The organism is Salipiger bermudensis HTCC2601, assembly GCF_000153725.1.
GTDB lineage: Bacteria > Pseudomonadota > Alphaproteobacteria > Rhodobacterales > Rhodobacteraceae > Salipiger > Salipiger bermudensis.
Map to the genome: position 1 here is coordinate 2,280,982 of NZ_DS022276.1, position 17,152 is coordinate 2,298,133.

14 protein-coding genes are annotated in these 17,152 nt (G+C 68.0%); 8 read left to right on the forward strand and 6 right to left on the reverse strand.

From position 1 onward, the window contains the following. On the forward strand, positions 1–840 hold the full coding sequence (locus tag R2601_RS10900) for an ABC transporter permease (RefSeq protein ID WP_007797935.1): 840 nt from the start codon (positions 1–3) through the stop codon (positions 838–840). 9 nt (positions 841–849) lie between these two features. Next, complete coding sequence (locus tag R2601_RS10905; RefSeq protein WP_007797938.1) at positions 850–1,491, forward strand: aspartate/glutamate racemase family protein; 642 nt, start codon at positions 850–852, stop codon at positions 1,489–1,491. 9 nt (positions 1,492–1,500) lie between these two features. Here the strand turns inward: R2601_RS10905 and R2601_RS10910 are convergent, their stop codons facing one another. Further along, the gene (locus tag R2601_RS10910) at positions 1,501–1,914 is read right to left on the reverse strand and encodes a response regulator (protein WP_007797939.1); all 414 of its coding nucleotides are present in this window, start codon (positions 1,912–1,914) and stop codon (positions 1,501–1,503) included. 509 nt (positions 1,915–2,423) lie between these two features. On the opposite strand from R2601_RS10910, the gene R2601_RS10915 reads away from it, so the two are divergent. Further along, positions 2,424–3,809 (forward strand): sensor histidine kinase, encoded by a 1,386-nt coding sequence (locus R2601_RS10915; protein ID WP_007797941.1) that lies wholly within the window; start codon positions 2,424–2,426, stop codon positions 3,807–3,809. 75 nt (positions 3,810–3,884) lie between these two features. Here the strand turns inward: R2601_RS10915 and R2601_RS10920 are convergent, their stop codons facing one another. The 4 genes from R2601_RS10920 to pedA1 form a co-directional block, all read right to left on the reverse strand. After that, positions 3,885–5,651, reverse strand: a complete 1,767-nt coding sequence (locus tag R2601_RS10920) for a PQQ-dependent methanol/ethanol family dehydrogenase (RefSeq protein ID WP_007797942.1) — start codon at positions 5,649–5,651, stop codon at positions 3,885–3,887. An 868-nt stretch (positions 5,652–6,519) separates the two neighbouring features. Continuing rightward, complete coding sequence (locus R2601_RS10925) at positions 6,520–7,050, reverse strand: tetratricopeptide repeat protein (RefSeq protein ID WP_040544611.1); 531 nt, start codon at positions 7,048–7,050, stop codon at positions 6,520–6,522. Between the two features lie 51 nt (positions 7,051–7,101). Continuing rightward, positions 7,102–8,064 carry a YVTN family beta-propeller repeat protein gene (locus R2601_RS10930; RefSeq protein ID WP_007797948.1) on the reverse strand — a complete coding sequence of 321 codons (963 nt, stop codon included), beginning with the start codon at positions 8,062–8,064 and terminating at the stop codon, positions 7,102–7,104. Between the two features lie 4 nt (positions 8,065–8,068). Next, on the reverse strand, positions 8,069–9,235 hold the full coding sequence (gene pedA1, locus R2601_RS10935) for a lanthanide ABC transporter ABC transporter substrate-binding protein PedA1 (protein WP_007797950.1): 1,167 nt from the start codon (positions 9,233–9,235) through the stop codon (positions 8,069–8,071). A 213-nt stretch (positions 9,236–9,448) separates the two neighbouring features. Between pedA1 and pedF the strand changes: the two genes are divergently transcribed. The 5 genes from pedF to R2601_RS10960 all read left to right on the forward strand — a co-directional run bounded on the left by pedF (position 9,449) and on the right by R2601_RS10960 (position 16,190). Further along, on the forward strand, positions 9,449–10,087 hold the full coding sequence (pedF, locus tag R2601_RS10940) for a cytochrome c-550 PedF (RefSeq protein ID WP_040545311.1): 639 nt from the start codon (positions 9,449–9,451) through the stop codon (positions 10,085–10,087). Between the two features lies 1 nt (position 10,088). Next, the gene (locus R2601_RS10945) at positions 10,089–10,979 is read left to right on the forward strand and encodes a substrate-binding periplasmic protein (protein ID WP_195903870.1); all 891 of its coding nucleotides are present in this window, start codon (positions 10,089–10,091) and stop codon (positions 10,977–10,979) included. 521 nt (positions 10,980–11,500) lie between these two features. Then, the gene (adh, locus tag R2601_RS10950) at positions 11,501–13,021 is read left to right on the forward strand and encodes an aldehyde dehydrogenase (protein ID WP_007797958.1); all 1,521 of its coding nucleotides are present in this window, start codon (positions 11,501–11,503) and stop codon (positions 13,019–13,021) included. Between the two features lie 197 nt (positions 13,022–13,218). Continuing rightward, positions 13,219–15,309, forward strand: a complete 2,091-nt coding sequence (locus R2601_RS10955; protein WP_007797960.1) for a 4Fe-4S binding protein — start codon at positions 13,219–13,221, stop codon at positions 15,307–15,309. After that, a complete protein-coding gene (locus tag R2601_RS10960) occupies positions 15,306–16,190 on the forward strand; it encodes an FAD:protein FMN transferase (RefSeq protein WP_007797963.1) in 885 nt (294 codons plus the stop codon). Before R2601_RS10955 ends, R2601_RS10960 begins: the two co-directional genes overlap by 4 nt. 46 nt (positions 16,191–16,236) lie before the next feature. Here the strand turns inward: R2601_RS10960 and R2601_RS10965 are convergent, their stop codons facing one another. Further along, entirely contained in the window at positions 16,237–17,127 is an 891-nt protein-coding gene (locus R2601_RS10965) for a helix-turn-helix domain-containing protein (protein WP_007797964.1), read from the reverse strand. Positions 17,128–17,152 lie beyond the last annotated feature (25 nt).

Consider the following 17,152-nt stretch of genomic DNA (forward strand, 5'->3'; position numbering starts at 1 on the left):
ATGGAACGTCGCCCCCGGTCCTTCTATATCCTCGCCGCGTTCTTCGCGCTGTTCATCCTGTTCCTCTACGGCCCCACCATCACCATCGCGATCCTGAGCTTCCAGGGCCCGCAGGGCGGTCTGACCTTCCCGATGCAGGGCACCTCGCTGCACTGGTTCCGCGACCTGTTCCAGGAGCAAGCGGTGGGCGACATCTGGGGCTCGTTCCGGCGCAGCTTCGTGCTTGGCCTGATGGTCATGGTGACCACCGTCGTGGTCTCGGTCAGCGGCGGGCTCGCCTTCCGCAAGCGCTTTGCCGGTTCGGCGGTGCTGTTCTACCTGATCATCACCTCGCTGGTGATCCCGTCGATCCTCGTCTCGCTCGGCGTCGGACTGATCTTCAGCCAAGCCGGTCTCAAGGTTCACTGGGCCAGCTCCGGCTTCGGCTCGCAGCTCACCTGGACGCTGCCCTTCGGCCTGCTGATCATGTTCGCGGTGTTCAACCGCTTCGACAAATCCTTCGAGGAGGCGGCCCGCGATCAGGGCGCCACCGCCTGGCAGACCATCCGCCACGTGGTGCTGCCGATCATCGCACCGTCGCTGATCGGCGTCGCACTCTTCGGCTTCACCCTGAGCTATGACGAGTTCGCCCGCACGCTGCTCACCGCCGGAAGCTACAACACCTTGCCGCTCGAGATCTTTGGCATGACCACCAATGTCACCACGCCGGTGATCTTCGCGCTGGGCACGCTGACCACGGCCTTCTCGCTGATCGTCATCGGGGCCTTCCTTCTTACCGTCTGGCTGATGGGCCGCCGCCGCGCGCGGCAGGGCTCGGATGCCGGCAAGGGCATGGTTTGAGGTCCGGGCATGTCGATCGTTTTCGTCAATCCCAACAGCACCGAGGCGATGACCGCGACCATCGTCTCGGCAGCCCGCGCCGCTGCTCCGGAGCTGCTCATCACCGGGCGCACCTCGCTCGGCGGCCCGCCCTCGATCCAGGGCGCCGCCGATGGCGATGCGGCGACCCCTCCGCTGCTCGAGATCGTGGACGAGCTCGATGGGGCGGGCGCGGAGGGCGTGGCGATCAGCTGCTTCGACGACACCGGACTGGACGAGGCGGCGCGCCGCGCGCGCTGCCCGGTGATCGGCATCGGGCAGGCGGCTTTCCACCTCGCGGCGCTGCGCAGCTGGCGCTTCAGCGTGGTCACCACGCTGCCGATCTCGCTGCCGGTGATCGAAGGCAATATCGCGCGCTACGGGCTTGCCGGGCACTGCGCAAAGGTGCGCGCGTCGGGCGTGCCGGTCCTGGCGCTGGAGGACGATCCTGACGCCGCGCTCACCCGCATCGTCGAGGAGGCGCAGCGCGCCGAGGCCGAGGACGGGGTCGATTGCGTGATTCTGGGGTGTGCCGGCATGTCTGCGCTGACCCGGCGCGCCCGCGCCGCGCTGAGCTGCCCGGTGATCGACCCGGTCGAGGCCGCCGCGCGCAGCTTTCGCCTCTTTGCCTGATCGCCGGGCTCAGCAGTAGCGCTGCGCGTAGCTTATCAAAAGCCATTTGTGCAGCGGTTTCAGCAGCAGGTCGTCCATTCCGAATTTGGTCCAGTCGCCCTTCTCGAGAAACGCCATGTGGGAGGTGATCCCCACCACTCCACAGGATACGGTTTCGGTCAATTTCTTGAAATCCCGCGCGTAATCGAGCCCGCATTCGCCATCCGGGAACCGGATATCGAGAAGGATCAGTCCGAAGGCCTTCGGGTTTTGCGCGCATAGCGCCAGCCCGTCTTCGAGCCGAGGTACCGCGCGGGCGTGGAAGCTCTCTTCCTTCAGGTGTTTCTGGACGGAGAACCGCGTCCATTCGTCGTCGTCGACGATCAGGACGGTTTTCTTCAGTGTCTTGGCGTCGAGCGAAGAACTATGCCCGGTTTGCAACATGCCGTGTCTCCCGAGGCGATTGGAACTCCGGGTCGCCTCATCCCGATTTCTTCGCGCTATGGGCGATGCCGGAATGCGCGCACTCGCAAATTGTCAGAAACCGGCGGATTAGTGAAACGTTTTTGTGGCGAATTGATACATTTTCTATGTGGGGCGTGGGGAGCGGCCATTGGCGCTATATGTTAAGTCTGTTTCGAGGATCCCGCGTCGTCATGGAATTGTATATCGGCTATATACCTAAGAATGGAGCGTTTTATTTCGGATTTAATTGTCCGATACCCACATGGCGCTTGAATTAAGTTCCCGGCGGGCCCAGTATTTGAATTGGTGGGAGATCTTGAATGGTGAGAACGGTATCTCCGTGCGACAATAGGCCCGAGGCGGCAGAGGCGTGTGAAGGGCCGAACTGGGCGCTCCTCGTGATCGGAGAGGGCGGCATCTCCGACCTGACCTCGGAGGTCGCGGCACTATCCGAATCGGCTGAATCAGGAGCGGCGCAGGACCGTTCGTTGCTCCTCTCCGTGGCGCTGTCCTCCCGGGAGCGGGAAAAACTTGCCAAGCTGACCGATTCGCCCGCGCTGCTCCACGAGATCGCCGAGGGAACGCGGGCCGCGCCCGGTCGAATCTATTTCCCTCCAGACGGGCAGACTCCGGTTCTGCAGCCGGACCCCGAGGGCCCGGAGCTTCGTTTCGGACTGATCCCTGCCGAGTCCACGACCGGAGAGACCCTCGTGACCGTGCACGCCGGGTCCACTGCGCTCCGGCCCGGTGGGGGGAGTGTCCTCTCGGTGGGCGATGCCGATGGCCCTTCATGCGCCGTGCGCGCGCAGGTCGAGCGCATGATCGAGGCGGGGCAGGCGGGGTTTTGGGACTGGTACGTGCAGGACAACACCGCCTTCATGAGCCCGCTCCTGAAGGCGATGCTCGGGTTTGGCGGGGGCGAGCTCGGAACCAGCGCCGCGGCATGGCGGCAGAGGGTGCATCCCGAGGACCTGCCGCGCCTGCAGCAGGCGTTTCGCGCCCATGTCGAAAGCCGTGGCAAGCAGCCCTTCGACCTCGAGTTGCGCTACCTGCGCAAGGACGGCGCGACGATCTGGGGGCATTGCCGCGGGCAGGTGGTGGCCTGGCGCGGCGCCGCGCCGTCACGCGTGATGGGGATCCTGAGCGATGTCACGGACCTGCGCCGGCGCGAGGCAAAGCTGGACGAGATTCGCGACTTCGCCTTGATGGCCGCGCATGACCTGATGGCGCCGGCGAACACCATCGCCGGGGGGCTCTCGATGCTGCACACCGCGCTTGGCGAGGCGGTCGATGACGAGGCGCAGGAGGTCTTCGGCATTGCCAGCCGCGCCGCCGACAAGCTGCGCGCGCGGATCGGTGCCGTCGTCGACCTGTTCCGTATCGAAAGCACCGAGGTTGCGTTCGAGCCCGTGGATCTCGAGGCTTGTTTCCGTGACGCCGTCGACTTGTTGCGCGACGAGGTCGCGCACAGCGGGGCAGAGGTCAGTGTCGGGCCTTTGCCAATGGCGTCCGGTGGGCCTCTGCTGATCGGACAGTTGGCGCAGAACCTGCTGATCAACGCGCTGAAGTACCGCCACCCGGAGCGCCAGCCCTTGGTGCGTGTCGCCGCGTTCGATGCGGGGCCGCAGATGGTCGGCGTCAGGGTGAGCGACAACGGGCTCGGCATCCCGCGGGAGCAGCGCGAGCGCGTGTTCGAGCTGTTCCACCGGCTGCGTGCCGACAGCGCGCTTGGCGGCAGCGGCCTTGGCCTCGCACTCTGCGAACGTGTCGTCACGCAGCATGGCGGGCGCATCTGGGTCGAGGATGGCGACGCGGGCGGCGCCGCGCTGCTCTTCACCCTGCCGCGCGGGCGCCGGGGCCGGGCGCCGGAATGAACGATGCGCCGCGGTGGGCGCGGCGCATCGCATGAGGTCCAGTTGGGAGGCGGACCTCTGGGAGGAGCTCCTCGATCAGTTCGACGAAGCGAGTTGCTTGGGCAGCTTGAAGGTCCAGACGGTGCCACCCTGGTTGAGGTAGTTCACCTTCTTGGCGACCTCGCCGCCCCAGAGCGGAACCGCGCCGCCCCAGCCCGAGACCACCGAGACATACTGCTCGCCGTCCTGGTCCCATGTCACCGGCTGGCCGACGATGCCCGAGCCGGTCTGGAAGCTCCACAGAACCTCGCCGGTCTCGTCGTCAAGCGCCAGGAACTTGCCCTCGGGGGTGCCGGTGAAGACCAGTCCGCCGGCGGTGGTCATCACGCCGCCCCAGAGCGGGGCCTCGTTCTTGAACTCCCACTTCCACTCGCCGGTGGCGGGGTCGATGGCCTTGAGCGAGCCGATATGATCTTCGTACATCGGCTTGATGGTGAAGCCCGAACCGAGATAGGCCGCGCCCTTCTTGTAGGTGACGGGCTCGTTCCAGATGTCCATGCCCCACTCGTTCGAGGGCACGTAGAACAGGCCGGTGTTCTGGCTGTAGGCCATCGGCATCCAGTTCTTGCCGCCAAGGAAGCCCGGGGCCGAGAACACCACTTCCCCTTTGCCGCCATCGGCCGCCGCGCTCGGATCGCCGGGGCGGTTTTCCTCGACAAAGACCGGGCGACCGGTTTCGTCGATGTCGCTGGCCCAGGTGATGTCCTTGACGAAGGGGTGGGCGTCGACGAAGGCGCCGTCCTCGCGGTTCAGCACGTAGAAAAAGCCGTTGCGGTCGGCGGTGGCGAAGCGCTTGTTGCCGTCGGCATCCTCGTAGGCCACGACCTCGTTGACGCCGTCATAGTCCCAGCCCTCGCGCGGGGTGGTCTGGAAGTGCCACTTGATCTCGCCGGTGGCCGGGTCGATGCCGAGGCGCGAGGCGGCGTAGAGGTTGTCGCCGGTATTGCCCTCGCTGGGGCTGCCCGCGCCGCGCAGGTGGCTGTTCCAGGGCGCCGGGTTGCCGGTGCCGAAGATCAGCGTGTCGGTCTCGGCATCGTAGGAGCCGCCGAGCCAGGTGGCGCCGCCGCCGGTCTTCCACAGATCGCCCGGCCAGGTGGCGTTGAGCTCGCCGGTCATGGTGCTCTCTTCGCCGTTCAGCGTGCCCATGTGGCCCTCGATCACCGGGCGGGTCCAGACCATGTCGCCGGTCTCGACGTCGCGCGCCTGCACCTCGCCGACGATGCCGAACTCGCCGCCCGAATTGCCGGTGATGACGAGGCCGTTCACGATCAGCGGCGCGGCGGTGTAGGAGTAGCCGGCCTTGTAGTCGGCGATCTTGTCGCGCCAGACCACGTCGCCGGTCTTGCGGTCGAGCGCCACGAGGCGGGCGTCGAGCGTGCCGAAGATGATCTTGTCGCCGTAGATCGCCGCGCCGCGGTTGATCACGTCGCAGCAGGGCAGGATGCCCTCGGGCAGGCGGGCGTCGTATTGCCAGAGCTCTTCGCCGGAGGCGAGGTCGATGGCATAGAGCCGCGAGTAGGAGCCGGTGACGTACATCACGCCGTCATAGACGATCGGCTGGGTTTCCTGGCCGCGCTGCTTCTCGCCGCCCATGGAGAAAGCCCAGGCCGGCACGAGGTTCTGGACGTTGTCCTTGTTGAGCGTGTCGAGCGGGCTGTAGCGCTGCAGGTGGCGGCCCATGCCGTTGGTCACCACCTGGGTGGTGATGGACTGGTCGTTGGCCAGATCGTCCTCGGTGACCTGGGCCTGCGCGGCACCGGTCGCCAGCAGACCTGCGGTCACTGCCAGAATGAAGCGGTTCATGATGTCCTCCCTTAAAGACGGTTCAGAGCGTTCGGTTCGGCCACGGGGCCGGTCCCTCCTCTGGAGCAAGCATCCCCGGCGCGGGGCCGGAGATGAATTGCACCATGGTCGTACGACCTTTCCGCGGGGTTACTGCTGCCTCTCGATGGCGCGGTTGTCCTGCGGGCTGGTGACGCGCCGCTCGGCGCGTATGACGCCCCGTACGGAGCGGTTCGCGAGGCCGACATTGCGCATCCTCATGCCTCGCATGACGCCGCCATCGCCCTCCATAGACGCGCAGCGCCGCATGGGTCCGGACGAACCCCAAGGCCCCAAGCGCCGTCGAGCGGTCGTCATCGGCACAGGATTTGGAGCCGCGACAGAGCGGTTTCTCCTGCGGAGGCCATTCGGAAGGGGCTCTGGAATCAACGGCTTGTCAGAGAGGGCACGCGACATCGAATAGCGGCTTCCGGTCCGCGATCCTGACCATGGCGAGGGTGTCGACTGTGGCGGAGCCGGCCACGCACGGGGCCGCCATGGCGATGATGCGGGCGACCGGGGTCTCCGGTCCGGCGGCCCCGGTCGCAGGGCGCGCCGCGCCGGCACCGCAAAGGGGCGCGCGGTTCCGCGCCCAAGTAGACCGCCCGCCCCGGGCCGGGTGCGTTGCACCAAGGTCTAAGACCGAAGCGCCCCCAAATCCCCGCGCCGCGCCTTCTGGTCAGGCCGCGCACCGCCGAGGCCCCCGCGCCACGCTCCTGTCTTCTCTGGTTCAAAAATACCTCGGGGGAGTCGCAGCTCTGCTGCGGCGGGGGCAGCGCCCCCTCTCTCCCTCCTTCGCGCTGCGCGGCGACGGCAGTGCAGCGCGCCCCGGGTTTGCCCGAGCCGCCGCTCAGAACATCGGAGCGTAGCGCCAGTTGTCCGCATCCGGGGTGATCTCGTCGAGATCATAGCCCGCCCCCTGCAGGCGCCTTGCGATCTCCAGCCCATCGCGCGCCGCCTCGTCGACCAGCGCGCGCCCGGCGGCCTCGTCCTGCGCCGTGCCAAAGCCGCGCATCAGCCCGATGCCGTAGTTGAACTTGCCGACCGGGTCGCCGGCCTCGGCGGCGCGGCGGTCCCAGTGGGCAGCGGCATCAGGGTCGAACGGCCCGCCGAAGCCGTTTTGCTCCATGTAGCCCATCCAGGTCATCGCCGCGGTGTAGCCGGCCTCGGCACAGGCCTCGAAGATCGCCCGCGCGGTGGCGTGATCGCCGGACTTGGTCATCAGGTAGCCCGAGGCGCAGACCATCATGTCGGTCTCGCCGCGTTCGGCGCGGTCGCGCATCGATTGCCATGTCAGCTCCTCGGGGTTGGTGGTGCCATATTCGTCCGCCACGACGCCCGAAGCCGCCAGCAGCGCCAGGCACATCAAGACCGGTCTCATCTGCATCTCCTCTCTCCCGTGCCGCCCGCAACACTGCGGGCCGGCGGGCGCTCAGCCCTCCGTCGGTCGCAGCGCCGCACCCCAGGGGAAGCGGCCCACCTTGATGGTCTTGATCGGTTCGCGCTTCTCCACGTCGATCACCGTCACGTCGCCCGAGACCCCGTTGGTGGTGAAGAGCCGCTTGTGATCGCGGTCGAAGGCCATGTGCCAGACCCGGCGCCCCACCAGCAGGTAGTCCTCGACCTCCCATGTCTCGGCGTTGACCACGGCGACGTGGTTGGCCGGACCCAGCGCCACGAAGGCGGTCTTGCCATCCGGGGTCAGCTCGAACCCCACCGGCTGGAGCCGGTCCTCGTGCACGCCGGTGATCTCGAACTCGATCTTGGCCTTCTCGGCCTGGCTCGCCACGTCGAACACCGTCACCGTGCCGCCGATCTCCGACGAGACCCAGAGCTCGCTGCCTTCCTTGACGAACTCCGCATGGCGCGGGCGGCTGTCGACCAGCGTGTTGGCAAAGATCGCCTCGGTGCCGGTGTCGATCCAATGCGCCATGTTGGTGGTCTCGGAGGTGGTGATGACGATCTTGCCGTCGGGGCTCACCGCCATGCCTTCGGGCTCGATGCCGACGTCGATCTGGGCGATCACCCGGCGGGTCTCGGTGTCGACCACCGTGGTGATCGCATCATCCTCGTTGGCGATGTAGAGCCGTCGGTTGTCCGGGTGCAGGACGAATTGCTCGGGGTCCTCGCCCGAGGGCAGGTCGTGCATGATCTCGCCCGAGACCGGGTCCATCACCTGCACCGCGTCGCTGTCGGAGGCGCAGATGTAGACCTTCGAGAAATCGTGGCTGAAGGTGATGCCACGCGGGCGCTCGCCGGTGGGGATCGTGCGCGTCACCTCGAGCGTCGTCACGTCGATGACGCTGATGCTGTCATCCTTCTCGTTGGTGATCCAGATCTCGTCCGCCGCTGCGGGGGAGGCGAGCAGGGCGAGGATGGCGGTCAGTCTCAGCATGGTCTTATCCTCCGAATGCGGTGCAGGCGGTTTCGGGCGCGTCGCGGCCCAGCGTGTCGAGCTCGTTGCCCTGGTGGTGGAAGCCCTCGAGCGGCGCGGTGGCGACCACGGCGCGGTCGGTGACGATGGGGATCGGCTGGCGCAGCTGGCCGTTCCAGCCACGGAAGCTCAGCGGGCTGCCCTTGAAGCCCGCCAGCTCGAAGGCGTCCGAAAAGATGTAGTCGCGCAGCGTCGCGGCCTCGGCGCTGCCGGTGCGGGTGACTGCCTCGCCGATGCTGCGGATTGCGGCCCAGGCGGCGTAATCCTCGGGCTGCATCTCGCGCCCCGAGAGCTCTTCGAAGCGCGATTGCAGCTGCGCCGCGCCCCATTGCTCGACCACCGGCGCCCAGGCTTGCGGCACCAGCTCTTCCGAGCCCGCGACCGGGCGTGGCAGCCAGGTGTTGTAGACCACGTAGCGGCCGAAATCGCCGATCTCGTCGGCCAGCAGCAGCACGTCGTGCTCCTTGAATCCTTGCGTGAAGAGCGGCACCTCGGCGCTGGCATTGCGGCGCATGTCGGCATCGAACACCCAGTCGGACTCGCCCACCAGCTTCAACCGGAACTTGGCGATCGAGGCGCGCAGCGCGTCGGCAAAGGCCGTGTCGCGCGGATGCGCGCCCGAGATCAGAGCCACGTCGGTCCAGCGCCGTTGCACCAGGAACTGTGCCAGCGCGTCGGTGCGCATGGCGTCCGAGGGGATCGTGTGCAGCAGGTTGGCGCGGCAGTCGGCGTCGCGCAGGGCGCTGTCGGGCGCGCTGGCATTGAACAGGAGCGCGCCCTCGGCCTCGGGCAGGTCGGCGACGGCGGTGAGCGTCGCGGCGGGGGCATCGAGCACGAGGAAGGGGCTCGACGCCAGCAGGGCGCGCGCGGCGGCGAGCGCGTCGCCGCCCTCGGGCACGCGGGTCTCGTCCATGGTGTAGGTCTGGTTGAGGAAGCGCCCGGTGGTTGCGTTGTCCTCGATCCCCAGCTGCGCCCCCGCGAGCCCGAGGTCCTCGGGGGCGGGGTCGAGATTCGACAGCACCGGCGGGGCTGGCTGGTCGACGGTGAGATAGCCGATTCTGACCTTGGTCTCCGACGCGGCGGCGGCGCCCAGCGACAGCGACAGCACGGCAGCAAGCCCTATGATACGCATGTATGTCCTCCCTTGGTGCAGACTACGCCTGCTTAAGAGGCCGCGCCGTAAGACCATGGTCGAAGAGATCCCAGTTTCACGACCAAGGTCCAATATGGCCCGCCGGGGCGCCTTGCTAGCAAAGCTGAAACCAGTGGAAACGGAGGAGGTCCCATGCCCACTATCAAGCGATCTGCAGTGAAGTTCCCGAGCACCGTCCTGTCCGGTGCCGCAATGTGCATGTTTGCCGCCACGCTCGCGCTTGCCCATGGCGATGTCGCCCCGCAGCCGGTCAACACCGACGCGCTGCCGGACGTGGGCGAGGAGTGGCTGACCGAGAACCCCTATCGCGATGCCGGCGAGGATGTCTGGCAGGCCGCGGTCGAGATCGGCGCCTCGGGATACAACCAGAACTGCGCCCGCTGCCACGGGCTCGAGGTGATCTCGGGCGGGCTCGCCCCCGACCTGCGCTTCCTCGAGGCCGAGGAATACGGCGACGAGTGGTTCATGGAGCGCTTCATCCACGGCTACACTCAGAACGGCACCACCAAGATGCCGGCCTTCGGGGAACTGCTGGGTCAGAAGGCGGCCTGGGCGATCCGCACCTATGTCGAGGCGCGCCCCGATGACATGGCGGTCGAAGACCAGTCTGCCGAACTCAAGGAGATCCGTGACAAGCTCGCCTCGGGCGATGCTGATGTCGAGGCGCTGCGCGCCCGTCTGCGCGAGATCGCCGGCGAGATCGAAACCCTCTCTGGCGCGCCGGTGGCGGACAGCATCGCCTTCCGCGCCGCCAACCAGCTCGAGGCCCATCCGGAGGATCTGACCCATGCCGCCGAGACGCTCACCATCGGGCTCTCCGCCGCGCACTGACATGCGGCGCCGGATCGTATTGGCCGCGCTGGCCGGGCTTGCGTTTGCAAGCCCGGCTTTCGCGCGTTGCGAGGACTGGGTGCCGCAGCCCAAGCCTCAGAATGCCGGCCGCGACATCGTCGGTCAGGATCTCGACCAGATCATCGAGCGCGGCTACATCGAGTTCGCCGCCTACGAGGATTTTTCGCCCTGGTCCTACGAGGAGGCAGGCAAGCCCGCCGGCGTCGATATCGAGATCGGCCGGCTGATCGCCGCGGATCTCGGCGTCGAGCCGCGCTTCCGGCTGGTGGCGGCGGGTGAGAACCTGGACGCCGACCTGCGCAACAATGTCTGGAAGGGGCCGGTGATCGGCGGGCGGGTGTCGAACGTCATGCTGCATGTGCCCTATGACAGTGCCTATACCTGCCGGGTCGAGCAGGTGGTGTTCACCGGGCAATATGCCGCCGAGCAGATCGCCATCGCCTATCGCGAGGAGGCCTATCCCGAGGATCCGCCGGTGCCGGCCTATTTCCGCATCGATACCGTGGCGGTGGAGAACGACTCGATCACCGATTTCTACCTCACCTCCTTTGCCGGCGGGCAGCTGGCGCAGGGGGTGCGGCGCTATCCGACCTATGCCGACGCCATGGCGGCGCTGGGCGCGGGCGAGACGATGGCCGCGATGGGGCCGCTGGCGCAGCTCGAGGCCGGGGCCGGGGAGGGCATCGCCATCCACCAGCCGCCGCTTGCGGGCTTCGCGGTGAGCCGCTGGACCATCGGGGTGGGCGTGCACATGCGCTACCGGGCGCTGGGCTACGCGGTGGACGACGCGATCCGCGCCGGGCTCGAGGATGGGCGCATCGCGGCGATCTTCGAGCGCTACGGGCTGAGCCACTTGCCGCCGGAGCGGTGAGCGTGGGGTCATGGTAGAGACGGAACGGGCGCGGGCAACTGCGCCCGTTTCCCATTCCGGCTCTTCCAATACGCCGCTCGCGAGCCAACAAACACCCGAGCGCCTCCCCGCGCGGAAACAAGGCCGCAGGCCGCCGCGCATCGCCGGTCCGCCCCCCCGGGCCGGCGATTTGGTGACGCCTGTGCCCAGCTGCGAGGTCCTTCGGACTTGGCCGGGATAAATCGAGGGATTCAAAGCGCGGTTCGCCGCCCCGCGGACCGGCGATGCGCGGCGGCGTCGCAGTGGCCATGGTCGTGCGAATCTCAGGAGATGCGAGCGAGGGCCGAGGCGCTCGAAACGGCGCCGTGACCGGCAATCACAGGCGCCATGTCGCCCCACAGTCCCGAACTCGCCCGCAACCTGTCTCAGAACCGAGACACCTCCGCCCCGCGCGCCGCTTGCCCCCCGCTGACAGGCGCGCCACGGGGGCGCATCCTGATCGCATCCCCGGGTGGAGGACCCGGACAGACAGGAGGACAGCCATGAACGTCATGACCCAAACCGAGGGCAAATACGCATCGCCCTTCAAGGCCCGCTACGACAATTTCATCGGCGGCAAGTTCACCGCCCCGGTGAATGGCCGCTATTTCGACAACGTCACCCCGATCACCGGCGCCAAGGTCTGCGAGGTCGCCCGCTCCGACGCCGCCGATGTCGAACTGGCGCTCGATGCCGCCCACGCCGCCAAGGAGGCCTGGGGCCACACCTCGGCCGCCGAGCGCTCGAACATCCTGCTCAAGATCGCTGACCGTCTCGAAGAGAACCTCGAGATCCTCGCCCAGGCCGAGACCTGGGACAACGGCAAGCCGATCCGCGAGACCACCGCCGCCGACATCCCGCTCTCGGTCGACCACTTCCGCTACTTCGCGGGCGTGCTGCGCAGCCAGGAAGGCTCGATGTCCGAGATCGACGCCGACACCGTCGCCTATCACTTCCACGAGCCGCTGGGCGTCGTGGGCCAGATCATCCCGTGGAACTTCTCGATCCTGATGGCGGCGTGGAAGCTCGCCCCGGCGCTCGCCGCCGGCAACTGCATCGTGCTCAAGCCCGCCGAGCAGACACCGGCCGCGATCCTGGTGCTGGTCGAGCTGATCGCCGACCTGCTGCCCGCCGGCGTGCTCAACGTGGTCAACGGCTTCGGCGCCGAGGTCGGCGGCCCGCTGGCCGAGAGCAACCGCATCGCCAAGATCGCCTTCACCGGCTCGACCGAGACCGGCCGCGTCATCATGAAGGCCGCCACCAAGAACCTGATCCCGGTGACGCTGGAGCTGGGCGGCAAGTCGCCCAACATCTTCTTCTCCGACGTGATGGCCGAGGATGACGCCTTCCTCGACAAGGCCGTCGAGGGCTTCGTGCTCTTCGCCTTCAACCAGGGCGAGGTCTGCACCTGCCCGAGCCGGGCGCTGGTCCAGGAAGACATCTACGAGGCCTTCATCGAGAAGTGCATCGCCCGCGTGAAGGCGATCAAGCAGGGCGACCCGCGCGACATGGAGACCATGGTCGGCGCCCAGGCCAGCTCCGAGCAGCAGGACAAGATCATGTCCTACTTCACCATCGGCCGCGAAGAGGGCGCCGAGGTGCTGGTCGGCGGCGATGCGGCGCAGATGTCGGGCGACCTGTCCAACGGCTACTACATCCAGCCGACCATCCTGAAAGGCCACAACAAGATGCGGGTCTTCCAGGAAGAGATCTTCGGCCCGGTGGTCTCGGTCACCACCTTCAAGGACGAGGAAGAGGCGCTCGCCATCGCCAACGACACCATGTACGGCCTCGGTGCCGGCGTGTGGACCCGTGACGCCAACCGCTGCTACCGCTTCGGTCGCAAGATCGAGGCCGGCCGGGTCTGGGTGAACAACTACCACGCCTACCCGGCCCACGCGGCCTTCGGCGGCTACAAGCAGTCCGGCATCGGGCGCGAGAACCACAAGATGATGCTCGACCACTACCAGCAGACCAAGAACATGCTGATGAGCTACAACCCCAACAAGCTCGGCTTCTTCTAGGTCTCCTCCCGTCCGGGGCGCGCGCTCCTTGCCACTCGATGCGCGCCCCGGGCACAAGCCGCCGGTCCGACCCCGCGCCGGCAGCCCCGGCGGTGCCTTCCCTTCACTCCCTCCGAAGGCACCGCCGATTTCCCCGGCCCGCATCTCAGACCTAGGTCGCATCTCCCGGCCTCATCCGCCCTGCTAGTCTGCGCCCCATGCGGGCGCTTTTGCTTTTCCTGACCCTGAGTCTCGTCACCCTCCTGCCGCGCCCCGGCGCGGCGGAGCCGCTCGACCGTGCGGCGATGGAAGCTTTCGTTTACGCACCCTATGCGCTGGGCGATCCGCTGGGCGAGAAGGGCGTGTGGGAGCTCCTCAACTCCGGCGGAGGGCTGGCTGGCTACGCCTTCGAGACCGAGCTGATGGCGCCGCTGCCGGGCTTTTCCGGCGCGCCGCTCAACATCTTCGTCATGCTCGATCTCGACGGCCAGTTCCTCGACGTGCGGCTGATCGAGCACAACGAGCCGATCTTCGTCTCCGGTCTGGGCGAGGCGCCGCTGCGGGGCTTTCTCGAGCAGTATTCCGGCCACGCGATCTCCGAGACGATGGTGGTCGGTACCGCCTATGGCGGCGGCGGCGAGGGCTCGGCGCTGGTCTATCTCGACGGTGTCACCAAGGCCACGGCCAGCGTGCGCATCGCGCATGAGAGCATCATGGCCGCCGCCCGCGAGGTGGCGCGCGAGCGCATGGCCGGCATCAGCTCCGGTCCGCCGGCGCATCCCGATCCCGACCACGACGAGGCGCTCGACTGGGCGGCGCTGGTCGCGCAGGGCATCGCGACCCACAAGGTGGTCAGCAACGCCGAGGTGGACGCGCTCTTTGCCGGCACCGTCTGGGCCGATGACGACCCAGAGGCCACGGAGGACCCCGAGGGCGCCTATCTCGATCTCTGGATGGTCGATCTCGGGCCGGCTTCGATTGCCCGTGCCGCCCTCGCTCCGGAAACGCTCGAGGAGCTGCAGCGCTTCCTCGCGATCTCGCCCGACGAGGAGCCGATCCTGCTGATCGAGACCGGGCGCCACGGGCTGGTCTCGCCCGACTTCGTGCGCAACACCGCGCCGGATTGGCTCTCGGCCGAGCAGGACGGGTTGCCCATCGCGCTGCGCGACGCCGATCTCTTCGTCGAGCTGGCCGATGGTGTCCCCGCGGGGACGGCGATGATCCTGCGCACCGACCGGCGGCTCGGCTTCGATCCGGCGCGCGACTGGACGCTCAAGGTCGCGGCGGTGCGCGAGCATGGCATGTTCCAGCCCGAGATCGGCCGCCGCGATCTCGAACTGACCCACGCCACGCCCGAGCGCTTCTTCCTGCGCCCCGGCGCGGTGGAGACGCTGCCGCCATGGCGCGAGGCGATCCTCAACCGGCAGGCCGACCTGATCGCGCTCTGCGTCTTCCTCATCGTGCTGCTGCTCGCCGTCGGCCCGGCGCAGAACCGGCTGGCGGGTCTGCGGATCTTCACCCCGGTCAGGCTCGGCATCCTTGCGGTGATGACCGGCTTCATCGGGTTCTGGGGGCAGGGGCAGCTGTCGATCGTGACACCGCTTGGCGTGTTGCGCACGGCGCTCGACGGTGGCAGCTACGCCTTCCTGCTCTACGACCCGTTCTCGCTGCTGGTCTGGGCGGCGGCCATCGCGGGGCTCATCCTCTGGGGGCGCGGGTTCTTCTGCGGCTGGCTCTGCCCGTTCGGGGCGCTTCAGGAGTTCGCTTCGCATCTCGGCCGGCTGCTGCGCCTGCCGCAGATCGAGCCAAGTCCCCGCTGGGACAAGCGCCTCAAGGGGCTGAAATACGTGGTGCTGGCGGGCATGATCGCGACGGTCTTCGTGGCCCCGGGAGAGATCGACACGGTGGCCGAGATCGAGCCCTTCAAGACCGCCATCACCACGCATTTCCAGCGGGCGTGGCCGTATATCGCCTGGGCGGCAGGGCTGATCGTACTGAGCGCGGTGCTGTTCAAGGGCTTCTGCCGCTACCTCTGCCCGCTGGGGGCGCTGATGGCGATCGGCGGGCTGTTGCGCGGGCGAGACTGGATCGCGCGCCGCAGCGAATGCGGCTCGCCCTGCCAGCTGTGCCGGGTGCGCTGCCGCTATGGCGCCATCGAGAAGACCGGGAAGATCGATTATTCCGAATGCTTCCAGTGCCTTGACTGCGTGAAGATCCACGACGACCCGGCGCAATGCGTGCCGTTGGTGCTGGCGCAGAGAGCGCGCAAGCGTCCGATAAGCCGTGGCCAGGAGGTGCCCGCCGAATGAGCCTGACCCGCCGCCGTTTCCTCACCATCTCTGCTGCCTTCGCCGCCGGACCCGCGCGGGCGCTGGCGCCGGCGCGCTGGCGCGGCATGGCGCTTGGGGCCGAGGCCGAAATCACCCTGCATGGCCCCGGCGCCGAAGAGGCGCTGGAGGCGGCGCTCGCGAAGATCCGCGCGTGTGAGGCACGGTTCAGCCTGTACGATCCCGCCTCAGAGCTCTCGCGTCTCAACCGCACGGGAAAGCTTGACGCATCCTTGCCGTTCCGCGTGCTGATGCAACTTGCTGACCGGGTGCATGAGGCCTCCGGCGGGGCGTTTGATCCCAGCGTTCAGCCGCTTTGGCGGGCGCTGGCCTCGGGCGGCGACGTGGCGGCCGCGCGGGCGCGGATCGGCTGGGAGAAGATCGTGCGGGACGGGAACCGCATCGCGCTGGGGCCGGGACAGGCGCTGACCTTCAACGGCATCGCGCAGGGCGTCGCGACCGACGCCGTGGCAGAGCTGCTGGCGGCGCGCGGCTTCGGGCAGGCACTGATCAATATCGGCGAATTTCGCGCCCTTGGCGGGCCGTGGCGGCTGGGACTCTCGGACCCGGAGCACGGGCCACTCGGCACCCGCACGCTGGACACCGGCGCGGTCGCGACCTCGAGCCCGGCGGCGCTGCGTCTGGGACAGGAAACCCATATCCTCGATCCGCGCGGGGCAGGGGGCGTGCTCTGGTCGACGGTGAGCGTCGAGGCCGAGAGCGCGGCACTGGCCGATGCGCTCTCGACCGCTGGCTGCATGATGGACGCAGACGCGCTGCACCGGGCCGCGACAGCACTCGGCGGCGTGAGACGCATCACGCTGGTCACGCATGAGGGCGATCTGCGCAGCCTTTCTGTCTAGGCGTGCAGGGCAACAATCGGAAAAGGCAGTTAAAAATAGTCGACCGTCAGTCCCCGATGCCCAGCCGTTTCATGCGGCGGTAGAGCGTCGCGCGGCCGATGCCGAGATCGCGGGCCGCCTTGCTGACATTGCCGTCGGCGCGGGTCAGGGCGCGGATCACCGCCGCGCGCTCGGCGCGCTCGAAACCCGTGGGGCCGTCCTCGCGGCCGAACAGATCCGCCGCCGGGCGCGGCTTCAGCGCGCCCTTGCTCTCGAGCTGGAAGGCCCGGCGCGCGCCGCGGGTCGCGCCCACGACAAGGTCGTCGCCATCCACCGCCAGAAGCACTGCTGTCTCGCCATCGTCGCTGTCGCCCACGAGGATGCGGGCGTCGGGGAAGGAGGCGCGGAAATAGTCGGCCTCGATGCTGCGCGCGGTCTGCGCCACGGTGGCGGCGATCAGCCGGTTGAAGCCCTCGGTCTGGTCGGCCCGCGCCGAGGACACGTCGAGCGCCGCCACGATGCGCCCGTCGGGGCCGAAGATCGGCGCGTCCATGCAGCTCATGCCGATGTTGCGGGCGAGGAAATGATCGCCGCGATGGATCGTCACCCGGCGCGCCTCGGCGAGGCAGGTGCCGATGCCGTTGGTGCCCTCGGCGGCCTCGCTCCAGTCGGTTCCGGGCCAGAGCCCCCAGCCCTCAAAGGTGTCGGCATCGGCCTGCGAACAGCGCTGGTCGAGCACCAGCCCTTCGCTGTCGGTCAGCAGCACGCCGCAGCCCGAGCTCGCCACCAGCCCGAAGAGCTGGTCGAGCTTCGGTGCCGAGACCAGCAGGAAGCGCTCCAGCATGGCGCGGCGATGGGCGAGGGTAAGGTCCTCGAGCCGGCGCGTGCCCTGTCGGGTCGCCGGGTCGAGCCCGTGATGCTGCATCGAGCGCCGCCACGAAGCAGCGAGAGACGACATGGCGGCAGCTCTGTCGGATGAGACG

Bases quoted from the DNA above. Each gene is read 5' to 3' on its own strand.
- R2601_RS10900 (WP_007797935.1), top strand. From the start codon at position 1: ATGGAACGTCGCCCCCGGTCCTTCTATATCCTCGCCGCGTTCTTCGCG.
- R2601_RS10905 (WP_007797938.1), top strand. From the start codon at position 850: ATGTCGATCGTTTTCGTCAATCCCAACAGCACCGAGGCGATGACCGCG.
- R2601_RS10910 (WP_007797939.1), bottom strand. From the start codon at position 1,914: ATGTTGCAAACCGGGCATAGTTCTTCGCTCGACGCCAAGACACTGAAG.
- R2601_RS10920 (WP_007797942.1), bottom strand. From the start codon at position 5,651: ATGAACCGCTTCATTCTGGCAGTGACCGCAGGTCTGCTGGCGACCGGT.
- R2601_RS10925 (WP_040544611.1), bottom strand. From the start codon at position 7,050: ATGAGACCGGTCTTGATGTGCCTGGCGCTGCTGGCGGCTTCGGGCGTC.
- R2601_RS10930 (WP_007797948.1), bottom strand. From the start codon at position 8,064: ATGCTGAGACTGACCGCCATCCTCGCCCTGCTCGCCTCCCCCGCAGCG.
- pedA1 (WP_007797950.1), bottom strand. From the start codon at position 9,235: ATGCGTATCATAGGGCTTGCTGCCGTGCTGTCGCTGTCGCTGGGCGCC.
- pedF (WP_040545311.1), top strand. From the start codon at position 9,449: ATGTGCATGTTTGCCGCCACGCTCGCGCTTGCCCATGGCGATGTCGCC.
- R2601_RS10945 (WP_195903870.1), top strand. From the start codon at position 10,089: ATGCGGCGCCGGATCGTATTGGCCGCGCTGGCCGGGCTTGCGTTTGCA.
- adh (WP_007797958.1), top strand. From the start codon at position 11,501: ATGAACGTCATGACCCAAACCGAGGGCAAATACGCATCGCCCTTCAAG.
- R2601_RS10955 (WP_007797960.1), top strand. From the start codon at position 13,219: ATGCGGGCGCTTTTGCTTTTCCTGACCCTGAGTCTCGTCACCCTCCTG.
- R2601_RS10960 (WP_007797963.1), top strand. From the start codon at position 15,306: ATGAGCCTGACCCGCCGCCGTTTCCTCACCATCTCTGCTGCCTTCGCC.
- R2601_RS10965 (WP_007797964.1), bottom strand. From the start codon at position 17,127: ATGTCGTCTCTCGCTGCTTCGTGGCGGCGCTCGATGCAGCATCACGGG.